The following is a 20,392-nucleotide window of genomic DNA, read 5'->3' as shown; positions in this document are numbered from 1 at the left end:
GTTTAAAACATGGCAATAAGTGCTTTGCAATTTGCAATTGCTGCATTTGACCGTTAAACCCGAATCGCTCTGGTTTGTTTATGTTTAAACATCTCATTATCGGCACAGCTAATAAGCGAAGATAATTCAACCGAAGTATCATCGACTAGATGAAGCCCAATGCTGGCACTAATCTTGATTGGCGCTCCATTGATCGTAATATGGGTGCAGAGTGCTCGCTCAAGTTGCTTTCTGAGCCTATATAGTAAGCTTTGGTAGCCAAAAGGATGTTGTTTACATTCTAAGGTGGTGATTAGAAGAAACTCATCACCACCAATACGGGCCACAGCATCACCTTGTATGCTAGTTTCAGTCAAAATATTCGCGACCGCTTTTAACACCTGATCACCTATTTGGTGGCCATACTTATCATTAATTGACTTGAATTCATCAATATCTAAGTATGCAATCGCCAGTTTCCTACCATTGCGTCGGCCTACCTCTATGAGTTTTTCAAAAAGTTGGAATAATGCGCGCCTGTTAGCTAAGCCGGTAAGGTAGTCGTGATTGGCCAGATATTCGACTTTGTTTTTTGCGTGCTCAAGCTCGGTAATATTGTGAGCTGACACTATGGAGCCTCTAATTTTTCCTGCCGAATTAAAGTAGGGGTTATGATGCACGTCGAGAAATAATGGGCTTTCAATATTGGGCGGGTGAACCCAAATTTGAGTTTTGATTTGCTCACCTTTATAGCATCGGTCCAGTAATGGTTTTATCTGATGTTCAAACGTTTCCAGGCCGTGAAGTTCTATAACGGATTTGCCAATGATCTGATCTTGGGGGAGGTTAAATAATGTCTCATAACCTTTGGAAACGACGCGGTAAATGTAATCAGTATCGACAAATGACATATATTGTTCAGACGAAGCTATCATCTGTTGACGCTGCTCTAGTTTTTTGGTGACAAGATATCGATGGTATTCAACACCAATTCGCTGTGCCAGTAGCCTAAAAAAGGCCATGGATTTGCTGTTTTCAGTTTGGGGATGGGGATCTAACACGAAAATGTGACCGAGTACTTCACCCGTTTCACTTATTATTTTTTCTGCTTGGTAACTATTTGCCCCCAAGGTTTTGATGATATGAAAATCTGGAAACCGTTTTTGTAGATCACGACTAAAGGTAAAATGGAGTTTTTCTTTTTCTATATATACCCGTTCACAGGGGGAACCTTTTAGTTCAAATTCAAACCGAGGTAAACTTTTTTGTTGGTCACAAAATGCTATGACCTCAGCGAAGCCTGCCCGCTTTGATGGACGAGCAAAGCCCGCCCAACGACAATGTGTCACAAGCGTTAAGGCGCCTAATGCACGAGTAAAGAAGCGCTCATCGGTACAAGGTGCTGCAAGTAAAGCTAGCGCTTCTTCAATGTTGGTCATAATCCTTGCTCAAAAGTTATGCCGTCTGTACTCTATAAAGCCTTAATTAACTGCCTGTTTGTTGTAGATTTCTATTGTTCTACGTAGATTAAATGACGACATCTATTCCAATTAGTAGCTAAATTTTAGTAGAGGTATTATTAATCTGCTGTATATTTTCAGCCCCCAATGGAGCTGTTGTTAGTATCGTGCGGGGAATTAAAGTACGTCCACACCCTGTAAATGAAGCAAGTCTATTAGTGAAATTAATGGTAATCCAATAAGTGTGTTTGGGTCCTTTCCTTCTAATCTCTCAAATAATGAGATCCCAAGCCCTTCACTTTTAAAGCTGCCTGCACAGTAGAAAGGTTGTTCCATATCGACATAACGACAGATCTGCTGATGATTCAGAGTCCGAAAGTGGACAATAAAGGGCTCAACGATCGCTTCCACATGCGAATTCTTACCATTATGTACAGCAAGGCCTGTATAGAAGGTAATTGCTTGCCCGCTAGCAGCTGTTAGTTGTTCAATCGCTTTTTCACGAGTTAATGGTTTACCAATAATTTGTCCATCGATCACGGCGACTTGATCTGAACCTATCACTATACTATTGGGATTGCGCTGTACACCTGCAGCGGCTTTGAGTTTTGCTAAGCGCAAAACTAAATCGGTTGGTGACTCATTATCTAACGCCGTTTCGTCAACTTCAGGAGAGCAACAGCTAAATTCCAATGCAAGTTTTTGCAGAAGTTGTTGGCGAAAAGGTGAGGTTGAAGCAAGAACAATTGAAGCTGACATAGACTTAAGCCTTGAAGTGTTTATCGCGATATTATGATAGGCGCGTTTGAATGGATGATTATACGAATTATTTTACTTGAATAAATACGTAAAGTGACACTGAAAATCACGATCATAGGGTGATTAATATTAGGTGTAGGTGGTAAGGGGGGAAACACATTCTTGTTCTTTGCGCTTAATGGTTTCGTTACGCTTTATAAGTTGATGTACCCACAAACAGTTGGCGGCATAGGCGAAAGTAGTCATCGCTATCATGTACCAAAGCACCCTCCCGTAAACCCTTGAGCATAAGAAAATTGAGAAGGGGTAGTATACTTACACTAGAATTTGAAGTTACGAGCGTTAAAGGTGGCATCTTACTCGCGCTAACGCTGTAGTATTATCAGCCCAGTGAGCATGATTATTGGTTTTGATGGCTAGATTATTAATAATATTACGTTATTCAGAGACTTGAATTTTATGTTTATCAATGCGGTTTATTGCCCCGTAATGAGAGAGAATAGAGGGAATCGGTTGCAGTTTATGGTCATCTTTATTAAGAGCGTCACAAAAAAACATTAACGCGATGGAATTACGAACACTTAAACGCATTTATAGATGAAATATAATGTCATGCTTGCTGTGTTTCTTGTACAATGCGGTTACCTAACAACTCACTTAGCTGAATCAAACGGCAGTTCATCACCTAGAATGTATAAGGGTGTTGACTTCTGTAAAAATTCACCTAAAATGCGCGCCTTATGCAAACAGTAAAGATACCGGTTTCAATTGATCCCGTTCGCGCTGCCAGTAGCCAACTTTCCTATGAAGGCTTGGTGCCTGGTAAGCAGTTAAAGCGATTAAATGAATTATGTGCCGGCGACTGTTCTGATGTGGCAGTGTCGCTTGAATGTGGCGTCGATATACAGGGGATAGTCTACCTTAACGGGAAGGCTGTGACGGAGCTCACTCTGGATTGTCAACGTTGTATGACACTATTTACCACTGAGGTTACGGTCGAGTTTAGTTTTGGTCTTTGTAAGACTGAAGCCGAAATCGATGAGCTCCCGGATGCGTATGAGCCTATTGAGTGCAATGAAATTGGCGAAATTCGTCTGCATCAATTGATCGAAGATGAATTGATAGTTGCTATGCCCTTGATTGCCATGCATGAGAATGAAGATTGTCATCTTGGTAAACAAGATATAGTAGTAGGCGAGATCGAACCCGCTCAAGAGGAGCGTCCAAATCCGTTTGCAGTGTTAGAAAAACTGAAGAGCAAGTAATCTAGGAGACAGGGCCAATGGCTGTACAACAGAATAAAAAATCTCGTTCTAAGCGCGGAATGCGTCGTTCACACGATTCTTTGGGCACAGCTCAATTATCAGTGGATGCAACGAGTGGTGAACTTCACCGTCGTCACAACGTGACTGCGGACGGTTTCTACCGTGGTCAAAAGGTTATCAACAAGTAATTTGTTGAGACCCTGATGACAAATCTGACGCTTGCGTTAGATGCGATGGGGGGCGACTTTGGTCCCCGCATCACAGTGCCTGCAACTTTGCAGGCACTTCGCTTAAACCCCCTCCTAAAAATCGTACTCGTTGGCGACAAGTCGCAAATAGACGAACATTTAGTGTCTGCCGAACCGGCAATAAAAAATCGCATCGAAATTAAACATACAACTGAAGTCGTTGCTATGTCAGATCGTCCTGTTCATGCCCTAAGAAACCGCAAACAAAGCTCAATGCGTTTAGCAATCGAGTTAGTACGTGACGGTAAGGCACAAGCGTGCCTGAGCGCTGGCAATACAGGAGCGTTAATGGCGATGTCAAAAGTCTTGCTTAAGACTTTGCCTGGTATCGACCGCCCAGCACTTGTTAGCTGTCTACCTGCGGTAAATAATACTCCCGTTTATTTACTAGACTTAGGTGCAAATGTATCGTGCGATTCTGAAACCTTATTTCAATTTGCGGTGATGGGCTCGGTGCTTAGTGAAACAGTTGATAAAACCGTCTCACCTAAAGTCGCGTTACTCAATGTGGGTATCGAAGAAATTAAAGGTAATGATCAAGTCCAACAGGCTGGTCAGTTGCTGCAACAAATTCCTCAAATAAACTATACCGGTTTTATTGAGGGCGATGAGATTTACTCTGGTAATGTAGACGTGATCGTTTGTGATGGTTTTGTAGGTAATATCACTTTGAAAACCTCAGAGGGTATTGCTCGTTTACTGGTCCATCAGCTTAAAAAAGCGCTAGGACAAGGTTTTCTTGTCCGACTTTTGGCTAAAATCATCGCTCCACGTATACGTTCTTTGTTAAATCAGATGAACCCCGACCACTATAATGGCGCAAGTCTGATAGGATTGCGCGGAATTGTAGTAAAAAGTCATGGGTGCGCAGATGAAGCTGCTTTTTTACAAGCAATTACTTTGGCAGTAACCGAAGCGCAACGTCGACTCCCGCAGATGATTGAAGATCGTCTGGAGTCGATTCTTTTAGACATTAATAGCTGATAAATTCCTTATGTATACAAAAATTCTTGGTACTGGTAGTTATCTACCGGTGCAGGTGCGTAGTAATCTCGATCTTGAAAAGATGGTTGAGACGACAGATCAATGGATCGTAGAGCGCACTGGTATTTCAGAACGTAGAATCGCCGCAGCGGACGAAACCGTTGCCACCATGGGATATAGAGCTGCATTAAAAGCCATTGAAATGGCGGGTATTGATGCAAGTGAAATTGACATGATTGTGTGCGGTACAACGAGTGCTAGTAATGCATTCCCAGCAGCAGCATGTGAAATACAAGCGATGTTAGGGGTTCATACTATTCCTGCATTTGATATAGCGGCGGCCTGTTCAGGGTTTGTTTACGCTTTATCTATTGCCGATCAGTATGTGAAATCGGGCGCCGCGAAAAATGTCTTAGTGATTGGCGCTGATGTGCTTTCACGTCTTTGCGAGCCTGAAGACCGTTCGACCATTATTTTATTTGGTGATGGTGCCGGCGCTGCAGTGGTTGGGGCGTCAACAGAGCCGGGAATTATCTCTACTCATATTTTCGCCGACGGTCGTCATGGTGATTTACTGAAATGCTCAATCCCGCCACGCAAAGGTGAAACGTCTGAAGCGGTGGGTTATATGACCATGAAGGGCAACGATGTATTCAAAGTTGCTGTGACTCAGCTATCTCATGTTGTGACTGAAACATTGCGTCATAACAATATTGATAAATCAGAAATTGATTGGTTAGTTCCGCATCAAGCGAACTTTAGGATTATTAAAGCGACGGCAAAAAAACTTGATATGAGTTTAGATAAAGTCGTTTTAACACTGGCTAAACACGGTAATACGTCAGCAGCTTCTGTGCCTATCGCGCTAGATGAAGCGGTGAGAGACGGACGTATTCAACGTGGTCAAATGTTACTACTAGAAGCCTTCGGCGCAGGATTTGCCTGGGGAAGTGCTTTAGTTCGTTTTTAATAATCGTCTTAGAATGTGCAGATGTTGATTTAAAAAGGTGATAAATATGGAAAATACTGCTTTTGTATTCCCTGGGCAAGGTTCTCAAGCATTGGGTATGTTAGCTGAGCTAGCACAAGACAATGCCATCATTACAGAAACCTTTGCTCAAGCAAGCAGCACGCTTGGCTATGATTTATGGGCGCTTGTACAACAAGGTCCCGCTGAAACATTAAATGAAACGGACAAAACACAGCCTGCTTTATTAGCTGCCAGTGTCGCTATTTACCGCGCTTATTTAGCATCAGGGAAGGCTATGCCTTCAGTGATGGCTGGCCACAGTTTAGGCGAGTACTCAGCATTAGTATGTGCTGGAGTGATTGATTTTGAAGCGGCAATTAAGCTAGTAGAACTTCGTGGTCAGCTAATGCAGCAAGCGGTACCAGCTGGTACCGGTGCAATGTTCGCCATTATTGGTTTAGATAATGACGCTATTGCTAAAGCGTGTGAAGAAGCAGCACAAGGCGATATCGTGAGTCCTGTTAATTACAACAGTCCAGGTCAAGTGGTCATTGCAGGTGAGAAAGCCGCTGTTGAGCGCGCTGCTGCACTATGCAAAGCTAACGGCGCAAAAATGGCTGTTGCACTCCCTGTAAGCGTGCCTTCGCATTGCCAATTAATGAAACCAGCAGCAGAACAATTAGCCGCTGCATTAGAATCGATTGAGTTCAGCGAACCTTCAGTGAAAGTGATCAACAATGTTGATGTTGCCAGTCCAACGTCAGCGGCAGAGATTAAAGATGCCTTAGTTCGTCAACTTTATTGTCCCGTTCGTTGGTCTGAAACTGTAGAGCTAATGGCATCAAAGGGTGTGACTAATTTGTTTGAAATGGGACCAGGTAAAGTACTAACAGGCCTAACAAAACGTATTAATCGTTCGCTTTCAGCACAAGCTGTAAACGATGTTGCATCACTAACGGCGTTGACCGAATAAGGAAATCTGATGAGTATAAGTTTTGACCTGACGGGTAAAGTTGCCCTAGTCACTGGCGCTAGCCGAGGAATTGGCCGTGCAGTAGCAGAAACATTAGTTTCAGCAGGTGCGGTGGTTATCGGTACCGCAACCAGCGAGCGTGGCGCAGAAGCGATTCAAGCTTATTTAGGCGATAAAGGCCATGGTCTTGTTTTAAACGTAACAGATGCTGACTCTGTAAAAAGTTTGTTTGAAACTATTAAAGAAAAAGCAGGCAATGTTGACATTCTTGTTAACAATGCCGGTATCACGCGTGACAATTTGTTAATGCGAATGAAAGATGACGAATGGCAAGATATCATTGATACTAACCTCACATCAATCTTCCGCACTTCAAAAGCGGTCATGAGACCTATGATGAAAAAGCGTCACGGACGCATCATCAATATTGGCTCTGTGGTAGGTACCATGGGCAATGCAGGGCAGACTAACTACTCTGCTGCTAAAGCTGGTTTGATTGGATTTACAAAATCTCTTGCAAGAGAGGTTGCATCTCGTCAAATTACAGTTAATGCTATTGCACCTGGATTTATCCAGACAGATATGACAGATGAGCTGACGGAAGACCAGCAACAAGCTATTATGTCTCAGGTGCCAATGGAAAGACTTGGTCAGGCGCAGGAAATTGCTAACGCAGTCCTCTTTTTAGCGTCAGACTCTGCTGCTTACATCACAGGGGAAACTCTCCATGTGAATGGCGGTATGTACATGGTTTAAAGGGAGCGGCAGACAGCTATCGCCTCATGGGGTGATCTGCATCAACTGTGGGCCTGATTGTGGTTAGACCACGAAAGTTAAGCTTGCAATGTCTGCCAAATTCAATAAACTACTCGCAATCTTGCGCAAGTGCGTAATTTGAATAGGAAAGAAAACTAATGAGCAACATCGAAGAACGTGTAAAGAAAATCATCATCGAGCAACTAGGTGTAAAAGAAGAAGACGTTAAATCAGCAGCATCTTTCGTTGACGATTTGGGTGCGGATTCTCTAGACACTGTTGAGTTGGTTATGGCTCTGGAAGAAGAGTTTGACACCGAGATCCCTGATGAAGAAGCTGAAAAGATCACTACTGTTCAAGCAGCGATCGATTACGTTTCTAAGAATCAGTAATCTAGAATTCTTGAAAACAGGCGGCATTTTGCCGCCTGTTTTTGTTTGTAAAAGCCGCTGGTTGACATAACGTTTTAATCTTCGCTTTCTCAATACTTGTTGACCTAAAATAAGTATTATCCCAACCAGAACTGGCACATACCCGTTGAAACCGTGTTTTCAAGACAAGGGTATAGGCATTGGTAGTTCAATCTCTTTGCAGCTATCATCATTATTCATTTTTAAAGTAAAAAGGTGACCGCGTGTCTAAACGTCGAGTAGTCATAACGGGCTTAGGCTTAGTCAGCCCAGTGGGAAATACAGTAGATTCTTCTTGGAAAGCATTGGTTTCTGGAAAGAGTGGTATCGCGCCGATAATTAAATTTGATGCTAGTGAGTTCACGACTCGAATTAGCGGTTCTGTAAAAGACTTTGATGTCGAACAGTACATGTCTCGTAAAGACGCGCGTAAGATGGACTTGTTTATTCAGTATGGTATGGCTGCAGGCATTCAAGCTGTCGAAGACTCAGGTCTTGAGATGGATAAACTTGATCCATCACGAGTCGGTACGGCTATTGGTGCGGGTATGGGCGGCATGCCGCTTATTGAGCAAAACCATGCAGCGCTGCTAAAGGGCGGCCCACGAAAAGTTTCACCTTTCTTCGTTCCAAGCACGATCATCAACATGATTGCTGGCCATCTTTCGATTAAATACGGCATGACGGGCCCGAACTTTGCTGTGACTACGGCTTGTACTACAGGTGTGCACAACATCGGTTTTGCTGCGCGTACTATTGCTTATGGCGATGCTGATGTAATGGTTGCTGGCGGCGCTGAAGACGTAACTTGTCCATTAGCGGTTGCAGGTTTTGGCTCAGCTAAGGCACTTTCTACCCGTAATGACAATCCTGAAGCGGCAAGCCGCCCTTGGGATAAAGACCGCGATGGTTTTGTTATTGGTGATGGTGCTGGAGTCATGGTTGTTGAAGAGTACGAGCACGCTAAAGCCCGTGGAGCAACGATTTATGCCGAACTTGTAGGTTTTGGTATGAGTGGCGATGCTTTCCATATGACATCGCCACCAAGTGATGGTGCAGGCGCAGCTGCGGCAATGGTTAATGCAATTAACGATGCCAAAATTGCAAATGAGTCGATTGGTTACATTAACGCACACGGCACCTCAACACCTGCTGGCGATAGAGCAGAAGCCGCAGCGGTTAAGTCGGTATTTGGTGCTCACGCTTATGATCTGTTGGTGAGCTCGACCAAATCCATGACTGGCCATCTGCTTGGCGCTGCGGGTTCTGTTGAAGCCATTATCACCATATTGGCGTTGAAAGATCAGGTTGTTCCTCCAACACTCAACCTTGATAACCCTGATGAAGGTTGTGATTTAGATTTCGTTGCTCATACCGCGAGAGATTATAAGTTTGAATATGGACTATGTAACTCATTTGGTTTTGGTGGCACAAACGGCTCATTACTTTTCAAAAAAGTATAGTCGGCTGATTTAATATAAAAAAAGCGCCTTATGGCGCTTTTTTTATATGTGGAGTTATTAATGGGATCCGGTAATGATTTAATAATTAATGCAGAGTTATACCAATCTGTATAAGAAGTTGATCTACTCAGAACGTTTTTTGGCAAACTAATTCAAGGCGAATAACTGAAAGAATGGTTGCTCCCTTATGAAGTTGTTCAAGGCAGAAGTAGGTAGCCAAAACGCTCCAGAATGGTGAGTTTTAGCGGCTCTGATACTGTGACTCTTATGGAACAAGAGGGAGCTTAAACTTAGAATGACTATGCGCTTCACTCGTTGCAAACCACATGGTCTTATATGTTCCCGACATACATAAGACATTTCCTCCATCCCTGGAGGTCAGATGTGGTGAATGTCATTAATGCACGACTATATGGATATAGGAGGTAGAGTAACGCAGGAGCAGTTATCGAGGAGCATTTAATGACCTTGTCTCAGTGCCGCTATACTCTCGCTGAGCGACCAAATCTTTATACTGATTGGTATTAACAGCCAAAATACTCTTATTTTTTCTTTCATTTTAGCTTTAGGGGTTCAAAAATTTGCGTTGTTTCACATTATTAAAGGTAAATATTAAACCATCATGTTGGCCAGATTAACCTTGGTTAATGTGCAGGGAAGACGCTAGAATTTCAGTGCCATTAGGAAGATACTGCAAATAGCTGCTCAGACTATGAGCCTTGCATAATTTATCTAAGGGACACGAAAGTGCTTAATCCAATAGTTATTCCTATCATGCCACTGCTAGGCATTATTACCGCCAATATTAATGAGCTTATTCGTGGTGAATCAGTAGCCCGCTTCCCTAAATTGCAGTTGGGTGTAAAGACATTTAACCTAGCGGTTGCGGCTTTCACCGTGGTGTGGTTTGCCTTGCTGGTAACGGCTATTGATGTAAGTAACGCAAACAGTGTACTTGCAGGCATTGAAGTGATGGTGCTATTTTTAGCTGGTATTGGTATTTATACCCTGTCCAATGGTGGTAAGTATTTTAGTGAGAAAACACAGTTATGGGTTTATCGCTTGGCTTTACCTACAGTGTTAGCGGGTTGCTTTTTCGTCGGTCAGTTTGGGTAAACAGTGCTGCTAGGCTGAATTTGGCGTAAGATACTCAATAGTCAGTAAATGTATTGAGGTCCTATATGGCGGGTTTAGAAAGACAGTTAACATTAAGGTTCCTAGCGGAGCCTGCTGATGTTAACTTTGGCGGTAAAGTTCACGGCGGCGCGGTAATGAAGTGGATTGACCTTGCTGGCTATGCTTGTGCGGCAGGCTGGAGTGGTAAATACTGCATTACGGCTTATGCAGGTGGTATTCGATTTGTTAAACCGATTCACGTGGGTAATATCGTCGAAGTAACCGCGAAGGTGATTTACACTGGCAGAACCTCCATGCACTTAGGGGTTGATGTTAAAGCTGGCGATCCTAAGTTTCCCGAGCGCCACTTAACAACCCATTGTGTGTTAGTTATGGTTGCAGTTGATGATGACGGACAACCAACCGCAGTCCCTGATTGGCAGCCAGTACTTGCTGCTGATATTGAGCTTCGAGAATCAGCCATTCGACTCATGGATATGCGTAAGAAGATTGGAGCTGAAATGCAAGCGCATGTGGATCTGCAACCTTCACTGCAGTGAGCCACGCACTATCTGCTTAATTAGTTGACTAAAGCTAGCCTAAGGGCTGGCTTTTTTATTGTCTGTTTAACGCTGTTTTATTTTATTATTAGCTATTAGAATGGGTAAAAATATTATAAACCTCCCTCTACAATAGGACGTAAAATGGCTAAAGTCGGATTCATTGGTTTAGGTGTTATGGGTTACCCCATGGCGGGGCACTTAGCAAAACACGGTCACCAAGTTACAGTTTACAACCGTACAGAGGCTAAAGCGCAGGCATGGGCAAAAGAGTTTGCTGGCGAGTATCAAACTACCCCAAGAGCTGCAGCGCAAGGACAAGAGATTGTTTTTGTTTGTGTGGGTAATGATGATGACCTACGCCAAGTCACCTTAGGTGACAACGGGGCATTAGCCGGGATGATCGCTGGCAGTATCTTGGTGGATCACACTACAGCTTCAGCCGATGTCGCACGTGAAATTGCTGTCGCAGCCAAAGCACACAATATTGGTTTTATGGATGCTCCAGTGTCAGGTGGACAAGCGGGGGCTGAGAATGGTGTGTTGACTGTAATGGCTGGAGGCGAACAAGTCACATTTGATACGGCTAAGCCAGTTATTGACGCCTACGCTCGTTGTGCTGAGCTGCTTGGAGATGTGGGAGCGGGTCAATTAACTAAAATGGTCAATCAGATCTGTATTGCCGGTGTTGTGCAAGGCCTTGCTGAAGGATTACATTTTGCCCGTAGCGCAGGCCTGGATGGCGAGAAAGTGGTCGAGGTGATAAGCCATGGGGCGGCGCAGTCTTGGCAGATGGAAAACCGCTACCAGACTATGTGGAAGGGGGATTATGATTTCGGTTTTGCAGTGGATTGGATGCGAAAAGACTTAGGCATAGCGCTAGAAGAGGCGCGCCGAAATGGCTCTCATCTGCCACTCACCGCTTTAGTTGATCAGTTTTATTCTGAAGTGCAGGGGATCGGTGGCAAGCGTTGGGATACATCGAGCTTAATGGCCAAGCTAGAGAAGAACCGCGGCTAATGGCTTTAACGTAGCAAATAGCAATTAAAAGTTACCCATAAAAAAGGACCATGAGAATGGTCCTTTTTAGTCGCAGAGGCTAATGAAGTTACTCTGGTTCTACAACGATATGTTCAAGTTCAACAGCGGCAACATTATGTAGGGCGTCCATTGCTGCACCTACCAATGAAATTGTACCTTTAGAAGACTCAATCAATACGGCGCGATTGATCTCGCTGAAATCGCGGTTATGACGTGCCATAGTCGACAAGGCCATCTGCATTGGCTGCATTGACGGGTTAAACGCAGCGTTCTCAGCATAACGGCCACAATAGGTCGCACCATCTTTAGTTTCTAATACCACCGCGGCATAATTTTGGGTGTACGGCGCATAACTTAGGCTAGCATGATCGAGACCTTCAATAATCATAGGATCAGTAGAATCTAACGTCAGGGTATGCTGCTGCTTAGTTAGCAAGGGCTCGGTAACGTTTAAGTCACTTGGCCCGAACGCATAAGGTAAGTAGTGCGTTAACGGCTCAACTTTCTGAGCGGGTAGATGGATCTTTACCTTGCTACCTTCAACCAACTCATTGATAAATTGACGACAATGTCCACAAGGTGATGCGTTGACTATGATGTCTTCAATAATGGTCTCACCGCTTAACCAAGCATGACTAATCGCGCTTTGTTCGGCATGAACAGAGTGAAAAAGCGCTTCACTGGGGAGCTCAATATTCGCGCCCATATAGATATCGCCGCTTTTGCCTTTGGCGATAGCACCAACGTAAAACTCACTAATCGGTGGTCTGGCTAAAGCCGCAGCAATAGGCAGTAACGCTAATAGTAATTCGTTAAGCTCCATGTTGCTTTTAGCTTGAAGCTCGCTTAGTTGCTGTGCATCGATATGGCCTGCAAAATCTTTATCGAGTAACGGCACAATTGCCGTTGCTAATGACTCAGGTAACTTAGCTATGCTTTTTAAGAAGCGGTCTTGCATACGCTATTTCCTTTTTGTTAACGCTAATGAAATATCATTCTAGTAAGCTTGTTACATACAGAATGAGATGAAGGTCGCATTTATTGGCTATAAAATTTATAAGCTTCTAAGATAATGACACAAAGCTGCTAATAATTTTTGTTTGGATTCATCTTGCTCGGTTTCTTCGAGTAAGTTTTCTAGACGAATGATGTAATCAGGATCATTGAGTCTAGTTTGGCAGAATTCGCGCCAGCGGTACTGCTCTGAGTCACTTAAGGTTTCAGGGTAGTTACGTGCTCGGTATCTAAACAACATTTCGCCTAGGCGTTCGTCGTCAAAATCAAGCTCTATCGCCGCAAGGTTGCTTGCTTGTGTGTTGCGGATGATTTCAATCTTGGCTTTGTCAGCAGAGCTGAAAAAACCACCGCTATATAAAGCTTGGTCGGCGTCTACGGTTCTGTCTTCATGCTCAACATCAAATACAGCAACTAATTTTTCTCGAAGCTCTGGATGTTGCTTAAGCTTCTTATACTGCGCTCTGGCAAATGCTTTATCAAAATCGAGTCTGGCAGCATTCTCGTCAGTTAACGTATTGGCAGCAGCAATAAAGGGACTCTTGTTGATATGGATTTGCTTTAACCCAATCGGTAACTCATCGGGTGCTAAGTCACTGCGACGGGTATACATGCGCTCACGAATTTCATCGACGCTTAATTCAAGTAACGGCGAGATATCCATCGCCAAATTAACGCAAATTACCGCATTTTTATTAGTAGAGTGATAGGCCACAGGTGCAATGATGGTGGTACAACCATTCAGTGCACTGATTTTAGAGCTAACATGCACAAGTGGCTTCATTTCAAGCACGTCAATTAACTTTGATACTGCTTGTTTTTGTCTCAGGCTAAAGTAATAGTCAAATAGCTTAGGTTGCACAGATTTAATCAATTTAGCCATATCGATAGTCGCATAAACATCTGACATCGCATCATGGGCTTTTTCATGGCTTAAACCATTGGCGACGGTAAGCTGCTCAAGTTTAAAACTTGGTGAGCCATCTTCTTTTTCCGGCCAATTTATGCCTTCAGGTCTAAAAGCGTAGCAGGCACGAACAAGATCGATAATATCCCAACGACTATTGCCGTTTTGCCACTCGCGAGCATAAGGGTCGATAAAATTACGATAAAAACCGTAGCGCGATACTTCATCATCAAACCGTAATGAGTTATAACCCACAACACAGGTCTTAGGCTGACTAAATAAGCCGTTAATTTTGTCCATAAACTCAGCTTCAGGCATACCTTTAAGGTTTGCTAGCTGAGGAGTAATACCCGTGATGAGTATTGCTTCTGGTGACGGTAGATAATCGTTAGCGATCTTACAATAAAAGGTTTCAGGCTCACCGATAATATTAAGATCCATATCTGTGCGCACGCCAGCAAACTGAGAAGGCCGGTCTTTCGCTGGGTTAGCACCAAAAGTCTCGTAATCGTGCCAGAAGAGGGTGGATTGATTATTTTTGTTCATGGCTGTTCAATCCTGTCTATAAATACTGTTATTACAGTTAATTGCATTTGATTGTTTGTTCATTGTTGTGTTTTTGCGTCCAATGATGTGTATTTTTGTTTGCGTTTTTTGTGTACACTGGTGTGTACAGATTAAATTTTTCGTGTGTACATAAAAATGAGCCTTACAAAAAAGACCTTGGACCGTAACTTGAATAAATTACATGATAAGCCCTTTGAGCTTTCAGATCGAGATTCTTTAGGGGTAAGGGTGTCATGTAAAGGTAAGATTGCTTGGCAATATCGTTTTCGGTTTGCAGGCAAAGCAGAGCGGTTGTCCTTAGGTTACTATCCTGATTTAAGTCTTATTGAGGCGAGAAGCAAAGTGCCTCAACTTAAAAATTGGTTATTAAATGGAAAAAATCCAAAAATTGAATGGGATAAATCCAAAAATGGTTCGACGACCGAGCAGTACACATTAGCAGTGTTATCTCAAAAGTGGCTAGAGAGCATTGACGCTAAAGCTTTAAAGGATACGACTTACAAAAACTACTTTTGTACGATCAGAAAGTGGGTTCTAAATACGCCTAAAAAAGCAAAGTTAGAGGAAAAGTGGGCAAAAAAAAACCTAAACATTCCGTTTGATGATATATCTAATAGACTTTGGATGGAGTATTTCGATTGGATTTCTAAGGAGGGAAGTCAAGTCGTTTCTGGCAGCGTACTAAAATTGCTTAAAACAATCGTCAAATGGAGTTATAACAGGGAGTTTATTACCAATTCAGGTCTCTTGTTATTGACAGTAAAAGATGTAGGAGAAGCACCTCAGGTTAGTAAAAGAACTCCTAGCATAGAGGAAATAGCCAGAATGTGGTTGGAAATAGAACAATCTCGTGCAGGTCCCCAAACGAAGGCATGTTTGAAATTAATTATTTTGTTTGGCTCTCGAAATTCGGCTTTAAGAACAGCGCAATGGAGTGATTTCAATTTTGAGAAGGGTGTTTGGACAATTCCTGAACCTAAAATGCAAAAAGAGTCTCCCCGGAAGGGGACACATGAAGATGATACTTCAGTACAAAAACCTGAAATACATTCTATCCCCCAAAAAGCGAAGGAGATTTTGTTTGCCCTCGGGGATATTTATGGGCTGGAGGGGTATGTATTCAAGGGGGAAGTTAAAGGCCAACCAATCACCATACATGCGATAGACAGATTTTGCTCAAGACTGTCAACAAAACTCTTTATGCAACACGGGATCTCAAAAATCATTCCGCATGACTTCAGACGTTCATTGATGTCCATTTTAAGTGATAAAAATCCTGAGCAGTTCTTTGTTTATGAAAAGATGCTAGGGCATAAATTGCAAGGAACGACGGCACACTACAACACGGCAGATTATCTTGATAAGCAGCTTGAAGCTTATGAGCTTTATTGGTCCATGATAGAAAAAGAGATAAGTAGTCTAACTAACAGAATGTGATGCTTAAGTTGGTAGAGTTGGCCTCTGTAGTTTTGTTAATGTCATTCTCAGAGGCACCAATTCTATTGATGTTGCAAACTAGCATTTATGGACGTTTGACTCGTAATAGTACATTACGGTTGAGCTGTACCGAGTAAGTACTGCTCGACATGAATTGTTAGAAACAATTTTTTATTATGACCTGCTATAGGTTTAGGTAAGTTACTCTTGTATAACTTATTACCCTCATCACTATAATTGTAATAGGTTGAGCGACTGATTATTAAGATTTTTAATAGCTGTTTCAGTGTAAGCGTTGGACCGTATAAAGCTGCTAAATTCATCTTTTCTCCAACAGTCATGTGTGACTGATTTATTCATCAAAAAGTTGCGACTTCCTTTCGCTTAGTATGTGTAGCTACGATTAGCTGAGATAAATCGTACTCTAAAAATTATTATTTCCCTAAGTTGCCTGTTTTGGAAACGTGTCTTGATTAAACAGATCGAACTTATAAGTCATAACTGTCGATATTTGGTATGTCACTAATGGTTGTTAGTGATACATTTTGATGAAAGGCTTTAAGCCCCAAGAGCTTCGTTAAGCTCTTGGGGCAAATTTTATTGTGCACAAAATCAGCGTTTGTAGACGTTAGTCTAGTAATAATGGATTAGCGCTATGGTTGAGCGTTACCGAGTAAGTACTGCTCGACATGAATTGTTAGAAACAATTTTTTATTATGCCCAGTTATAGGCTTAGGGAAGTTACTCTTGTATAACTTATTACCCTCATCGCTATAATTGTAATAGGTTGAGCGGCTGATTATTAAGATTTTTAATAGCTGTTTCAGTGTAAGCGTTGGACCGTATAAAGCTGCTAAATTCATCTTTTCTCCAACAGTCATGTGTGACTGATTTATTCATCAAAAAGTTGCGACTTCCTTTCGCTTAGTATGTGTAGCTACAACTAGTTGAGATGAAGCGTACTGTAAAAATAAATTTTTTCCTAAGTTGTGTGTTTTGGAAACGTGTTCTCGATTCAACAGCCTGAACTTAGAAGTCATATCGGTCGATACTTGGGATATGCCCTAATGATTGATTGCTTTTAGCATAAAAAATATTCGATGAATGTTTGTAAGTCCCTAGAGCATAGTAAAGCTCCTGGGGCCAAATTTGATTGTGTACAAAATCAGCGTTTGTGGAAGTTGAACTCGCAATTTTACATTAGTACATTACGGTTGAGTGTTGCAGAACAAGTACTGCTCGACATGAATTGTTAGAAACAACTTTTTATAGTGCCCTGTTATAGGCTTAGGGAAATGACTCTTGTATAACTTACTATCCTCATCACAATATTTGTAATAGGTTGAGCGGCAGATCTTTAAGGTTTTTAATAACTGTTTCAGCGTAAGCGTTGGACCGTACAAAGCTGCTAAATTCATCTTTTCTCCAACAGTCATGAGTGACTGACTTATTCATCTAAAAGTTGCGACTTCCTTTCGCTTAGTATTTGTAGCTATGGTTAGCTGAGATAAATCGTACTGTAAAAAAAATAATTTCCCTAAGTTGTGGATTTTGGAAACGAGTTAAATTGATAGCAGTAGTAAGTCAATGGATAAATTTAACTCAAACACTAAGATCGTGGTGAATACTGATTTGTAGTGATCAACTAAAATTGGCCACTACAAATCAAGGTATTTCTGGTTGGTTCGACGAAGGGTAGAAACATGTGAAGCGATGTATCTTTTGCTAGGCGGGATGCTCTCTTAGGTGAAGGGGGAACGCTCAATATTTCGCATGTTTTATGAGGTATAAAATACCTATAACTAAAACTGCTGCGGGTATCAGGAAGGACATATGTTCTCCTTAAATTTAGCTTAGATGAATCGAAATAATACAAAGTAGCTGGCGCGCCATATGTTCACTTTGCTAGGGTTTTGCGTACAAAGGACTTGGTATGTTGAAGCGCCATTAATCAGTTTGCACGTTCCTAGACTATAGATGACAAGATATCGAATATCATCGGTTTCAACATAAAAAGAGAATAACCAGAACAATAATATCGCGCCGATTACTAGCGGGATGCTCATTGTCTGGTTTAGGTTTAATTGTTTTCTTGGCATTTAAAAATCATCAAATCCAGAGCTAAATGAGTCGAAGCTACTGTCACACGAGCTGCCAAAAGAGCTATCAAATGAACTGCTAGAAGAGTTGTCGAAAGTGCTATTTAAAGAGTTATCAATGCCGCAACTCATAGAGTCGAAGCTGGTATCGATTGAGGCGCAATTCGTATCAATAGATGACTCGGTTACACCGTATGGATTACCTTTAATATCGACTCCGCTGTTAGCGACCATAGGCGTACCATCGACATTCATCAGAGGCCCGTTGTTAGAATTTGTACTCATAATCATCTCCTGATTTTGCTGTTTAAATGTTCACCACTGTCTATACACATTAATGAAAAAATGCTAGATTACAAACTTGTTTGACTGAACTGTCAGCAACAAAAAGTTTGGCGTTTTACCTCAAGTTATTCTTCGTTTTTTCTTCAAAAATTCCGCAAAATTTATTTGTTACACGTCAACGAATGTGTGCTTTCTAATAGCAAAAATCGGCACGAATTTTGTGACAAAAGAGCATGTGAAACATGCTATCAGCTCGCGTATTTGGATGGATGCGAAGTATCGATTCAAAGGAGCAACGCGCATGTACAGCTGGTCTGTACTAACCGTATTTCCATTTTGCTTCAGCAAAATTTAGCCTCACATTTGGCACAAATTGATGGCTAAACCATTTGCCTTTTCGTCAGAAAAGCAGGGCGTCGAAAGAGGGAGTAGAGGTGGCACACATCCCCTCGTCGTAAGCGGTGAAAATGCGGTTAGTACAGAGCATAGCGAGATACATGCGCGTTTGATGGCTTGAATAGCTAGAGCGTAGCTCGTAAGACAGTGGCGATGACGAGTCATCAGAGCTGGCGGGCGATTCAAGGCATATGGATGTGTCACGAAGTGATTCATTCATCAGGCAAAGCCTGGCTTGGTAGCGATACCTATCGCTATTTTCATCCCGAGAGGAAGAAATAAGCATCTCGGAATAAAAATCACCACTTTTTTGCCTGAACAGGCATTGTTTGTGTTCTAAGATTCTACCTCTTGATAACCATGTTCAACGCAACAACGGATATCAAGATGAATGAGCAAAACCATACAATCCAACGGCTAAATCAAACCATCGAAACAGCGGGTGAAATAGCGGCTGAGGCAGGGCGGTTATACCAACCTTATATCTCAATGCCTATGCACTATAAAATAGGAACAAGCAACAATCAGATTGGTAAGGACAGACGCGTATTAACGATGAAAATCGTCACACGTTTCGGCCTAACATCGCCGGCGATTATCGGTTGGCTTTATGGTATTCCACACCGGCTCGCATTAGAGCATTTGAACAAGCTCGTCAGCGAGAAATTGCTAAGCCTTGTTATCACTCACCGCTCTATCGATGGACGTGTTTATGTGATCGATTATACGGGGGCGAAATACGCCGAAGAGTTGTTATCCGTTGCGGTCTATTTCCGCGCTGGAGAACCAAGCTTGCGAGTAAACCAAAACACCGTCATGCACGACCTTATTATGCAGTATGTGCTGCTCAAAGGTGTGCATAATCAAACGAAAGATAAGGTAGCCAAACCCTACTGGTATTCGTTTGTTACCGAACCTGAGTTTAAGCGGCTATTTAAATCGAATGATGTGCGCAATGTTGACGGTATAGCGATAGAGCCCGACGGCGCAGTCGCAGCGATTGAGATAGAGCATTCGTTTAAGACCAAGGCTGCAAGGCAAACCATCCTCTTAAAGTGGCTGTATGGTCTCCAGCATGGTTATTACGACAAAGTAATGCTGTTCTCTCAATCACTGCAAATCTTCAATGACATAAAGAGGCTGCATAGCCAGCTCTATGAAGAGATGCCAACAAGGTTTGATAAGAAGACGCGACAGGTGCTACTTAGTCAGGAGGATGCTGAACTGCTTAAAGCTCGGATAGTGCATCGAACAGTGCTGTGCGAGGAATTGACCAAAACTTTCTATTCGTAGTTTGCATACAACGAAGAAAAGACACGCAATGTGTCTTTCCCCAGCAGAGCTATTATTTTAATAGTTACAGTTGTGGAAGCAATTGAACACTTTGGTTCAATCACTAAGCACTGACTTGAGGCTTCCCTGTCCTCCAGTATTAATAGATAGGTCATGAGGTAGTGAATTTTCTTAGTTTGTATTTTTTGAAGAGAGTAGGTTGAAGTGGATAAGGGAATTTGGCCTGCAATATGTAGGCTGGTCGTGTTGCAATACTAGAGGTAATCCGAAAACTATGTTTCGTAACTGGGAATTGTCCATCGACGTGTCAGTGAATCCTAGCTGTCACGTTCTTGCCCCAAAGCTCGTTAGCCTTCGAATGAAAACTGATTACATTATTTGTCTGAGCTGTGGCTACAGGGCTGCTAATT

The 20,392-nt window shown here is 42.4% G+C and carries 18 protein-coding genes; 13 read left to right on the top strand and 5 right to left on the bottom strand.

Annotated elements, in window-relative coordinates; genetic code table 11:
- Positions 1 to 53: 53 nt before the first annotated feature.
- Both ACVBIO_RS19700 and ACVBIO_RS19695 read right to left on the bottom strand, forming a co-directional pair.
- A complete protein-coding gene (locus tag ACVBIO_RS19700) occupies positions 54 to 1,418 on the bottom strand; it encodes a sensor domain-containing diguanylate cyclase (protein WP_447173243.1) in 1,365 nt (454 codons plus the stop codon).
- A gap of 198 nt (positions 1,419 to 1,616) precedes the next feature.
- Positions 1,617 to 2,198, bottom strand: coding sequence for a Maf family protein (locus tag ACVBIO_RS19695; RefSeq protein ID WP_447159956.1), 582 nt, complete (start codon positions 2,196 to 2,198; stop codon positions 1,617 to 1,619).
- Positions 2,199 to 2,938: 740 nt separating this feature from the next.
- Here ACVBIO_RS19695 and yceD point away from each other — a divergent pair.
- From yceD to ACVBIO_RS19640, 11 genes are all read left to right on the top strand, one after another.
- Positions 2,939 to 3,463, top strand: coding sequence for a 23S rRNA accumulation protein YceD (yceD, locus tag ACVBIO_RS19690; RefSeq protein WP_447159955.1), 525 nt, complete (start codon positions 2,939 to 2,941; stop codon positions 3,461 to 3,463).
- Between the two features lie 17 nt (positions 3,464 to 3,480).
- Positions 3,481 to 3,651, top strand: coding sequence for a 50S ribosomal protein L32 (gene rpmF, locus ACVBIO_RS19685; protein WP_012276873.1), 171 nt, complete (start codon positions 3,481 to 3,483; stop codon positions 3,649 to 3,651).
- Between the two features lie 15 nt (positions 3,652 to 3,666).
- Complete coding sequence (plsX, locus tag ACVBIO_RS19680; RefSeq protein ID WP_447173242.1) at positions 3,667 to 4,695, top strand: phosphate acyltransferase PlsX; 1,029 nt, start codon at positions 3,667 to 3,669, stop codon at positions 4,693 to 4,695.
- A 10-nt stretch (positions 4,696 to 4,705) separates the two neighbouring features.
- Positions 4,706 to 5,665 carry a beta-ketoacyl-ACP synthase III gene (locus ACVBIO_RS19675; protein WP_447173241.1) on the top strand — a complete coding sequence of 320 codons (960 nt, stop codon included), beginning with the start codon at positions 4,706 to 4,708 and terminating at the stop codon, positions 5,663 to 5,665.
- A gap of 46 nt (positions 5,666 to 5,711) precedes the next feature.
- Positions 5,712 to 6,638 carry an ACP S-malonyltransferase gene (gene fabD, locus ACVBIO_RS19670; RefSeq protein ID WP_447159952.1) on the top strand — a complete coding sequence of 309 codons (927 nt, stop codon included), beginning with the start codon at positions 5,712 to 5,714 and terminating at the stop codon, positions 6,636 to 6,638.
- Positions 6,639 to 6,647: 9 nt separating this feature from the next.
- Positions 6,648 to 7,394 carry a 3-oxoacyl-ACP reductase FabG gene (gene fabG, locus ACVBIO_RS19665; RefSeq protein WP_447173240.1) on the top strand — a complete coding sequence of 249 codons (747 nt, stop codon included), beginning with the start codon at positions 6,648 to 6,650 and terminating at the stop codon, positions 7,392 to 7,394.
- A gap of 158 nt (positions 7,395 to 7,552) precedes the next feature.
- Positions 7,553 to 7,786, top strand: a complete 234-nt coding sequence (gene acpP / locus ACVBIO_RS19660; RefSeq protein WP_011496723.1) for an acyl carrier protein — start codon at positions 7,553 to 7,555, stop codon at positions 7,784 to 7,786.
- A gap of 242 nt (positions 7,787 to 8,028) precedes the next feature.
- Positions 8,029 to 9,267, top strand: a complete 1,239-nt coding sequence (gene fabF / locus ACVBIO_RS19655; RefSeq protein WP_447173239.1) for a beta-ketoacyl-ACP synthase II — start codon at positions 8,029 to 8,031, stop codon at positions 9,265 to 9,267.
- Between the two features lie 747 nt (positions 9,268 to 10,014).
- Complete coding sequence (locus tag ACVBIO_RS19650; RefSeq protein WP_447173238.1) at positions 10,015 to 10,383, top strand: hypothetical protein; 369 nt, start codon at positions 10,015 to 10,017, stop codon at positions 10,381 to 10,383.
- Between the two features lie 65 nt (positions 10,384 to 10,448).
- Positions 10,449 to 10,943: an acyl-CoA thioesterase gene (locus ACVBIO_RS19645; protein WP_447159948.1), complete on the top strand. Its 495-nt coding sequence runs from the start codon at positions 10,449 to 10,451 to the stop codon at positions 10,941 to 10,943.
- A gap of 144 nt (positions 10,944 to 11,087) precedes the next feature.
- Positions 11,088 to 11,963 (top strand): NAD(P)-dependent oxidoreductase, encoded by an 876-nt coding sequence (locus ACVBIO_RS19640; protein ID WP_447173237.1) that lies wholly within the window; start codon positions 11,088 to 11,090, stop codon positions 11,961 to 11,963.
- An 88-nt stretch (positions 11,964 to 12,051) separates the two neighbouring features.
- On the opposite strand, the gene cdd is transcribed toward ACVBIO_RS19640, so the two are convergent.
- Together cdd and sbcB are read right to left on the bottom strand one after the other, a co-directional pair.
- A complete protein-coding gene (cdd, locus tag ACVBIO_RS19635) occupies positions 12,052 to 12,942 on the bottom strand; it encodes a cytidine deaminase (RefSeq protein WP_447159946.1) in 891 nt (296 codons plus the stop codon).
- A 96-nt stretch (positions 12,943 to 13,038) separates the two neighbouring features.
- Positions 13,039 to 14,451: an exodeoxyribonuclease I gene (gene sbcB / locus ACVBIO_RS19630; RefSeq protein ID WP_447173236.1), complete on the bottom strand. Its 1,413-nt coding sequence runs from the start codon at positions 14,449 to 14,451 to the stop codon at positions 13,039 to 13,041.
- Between the two features lie 156 nt (positions 14,452 to 14,607).
- On the opposite strand from sbcB, the gene ACVBIO_RS19625 reads away from it, so the two are divergent.
- Positions 14,608 to 15,909: a tyrosine-type recombinase/integrase gene (locus ACVBIO_RS19625; protein ID WP_447173235.1), complete on the top strand. Its 1,302-nt coding sequence runs from the start codon at positions 14,608 to 14,610 to the stop codon at positions 15,907 to 15,909.
- 2,099 nt (positions 15,910 to 18,008) lie between these two features.
- Here ACVBIO_RS19625 and ACVBIO_RS19620 read toward each other — a convergent pair.
- Entirely contained in the window at positions 18,009 to 18,293 is a 285-nt protein-coding gene (locus ACVBIO_RS19620) for a hypothetical protein (protein WP_447173234.1), read from the bottom strand.
- Between the two features lie 783 nt (positions 18,294 to 19,076).
- Between ACVBIO_RS19620 and ACVBIO_RS19615 the strand changes: the two genes are divergently transcribed.
- Positions 19,077 to 19,982, top strand: coding sequence for a hypothetical protein (locus ACVBIO_RS19615; RefSeq protein ID WP_447173233.1), 906 nt, complete (start codon positions 19,077 to 19,079; stop codon positions 19,980 to 19,982).
- The last annotated feature ends 410 nt before the right edge of the window (positions 19,983 to 20,392 follow it).

This window comes from Shewanella sp. 0m-8 (genome assembly GCF_052977265.1).
The sequence above is the reverse complement of the archived record's forward strand: the minus strand, read 5'-3'. Positions and strand labels throughout refer to the sequence as shown.

Coding starts and splice junctions, on each gene's coding strand:
- ACVBIO_RS19700 (WP_447173243.1), bottom strand. CDS start 1,418: ATGACCAACATTGAAGAAGCGCTAGCTTTACTTGCAGCACCTTGTACC.
- ACVBIO_RS19695 (WP_447159956.1), bottom strand. CDS start 2,198: ATGTCAGCTTCAATTGTTCTTGCTTCAACCTCACCTTTTCGCCAACAA.
- yceD (WP_447159955.1), top strand. CDS start 2,939: ATGCAAACAGTAAAGATACCGGTTTCAATTGATCCCGTTCGCGCTGCC.
- rpmF (WP_012276873.1), top strand. CDS start 3,481: ATGGCTGTACAACAGAATAAAAAATCTCGTTCTAAGCGCGGAATGCGT.
- plsX (WP_447173242.1), top strand. CDS start 3,667: ATGACAAATCTGACGCTTGCGTTAGATGCGATGGGGGGCGACTTTGGT.
- ACVBIO_RS19675 (WP_447173241.1), top strand. CDS start 4,706: ATGTATACAAAAATTCTTGGTACTGGTAGTTATCTACCGGTGCAGGTG.
- fabD (WP_447159952.1), top strand. CDS start 5,712: ATGGAAAATACTGCTTTTGTATTCCCTGGGCAAGGTTCTCAAGCATTG.
- fabG (WP_447173240.1), top strand. CDS start 6,648: ATGAGTATAAGTTTTGACCTGACGGGTAAAGTTGCCCTAGTCACTGGC.
- acpP (WP_011496723.1), top strand. CDS start 7,553: ATGAGCAACATCGAAGAACGTGTAAAGAAAATCATCATCGAGCAACTA.
- ACVBIO_RS19645 (WP_447159948.1), top strand. CDS start 10,449: ATGGCGGGTTTAGAAAGACAGTTAACATTAAGGTTCCTAGCGGAGCCT.
- ACVBIO_RS19640 (WP_447173237.1), top strand. CDS start 11,088: ATGGCTAAAGTCGGATTCATTGGTTTAGGTGTTATGGGTTACCCCATG.
- cdd (WP_447159946.1), bottom strand. CDS start 12,942: ATGCAAGACCGCTTCTTAAAAAGCATAGCTAAGTTACCTGAGTCATTA.
- sbcB (WP_447173236.1), bottom strand. CDS start 14,451: ATGAACAAAAATAATCAATCCACCCTCTTCTGGCACGATTACGAGACT.
- ACVBIO_RS19625 (WP_447173235.1), top strand. CDS start 14,608: ATGAGCCTTACAAAAAAGACCTTGGACCGTAACTTGAATAAATTACAT.
- ACVBIO_RS19620 (WP_447173234.1), bottom strand. CDS start 18,293: ATGAGTACAAATTCTAACAACGGGCCTCTGATGAATGTCGATGGTACG.
- ACVBIO_RS19615 (WP_447173233.1), top strand. CDS start 19,077: ATGAATGAGCAAAACCATACAATCCAACGGCTAAATCAAACCATCGAA.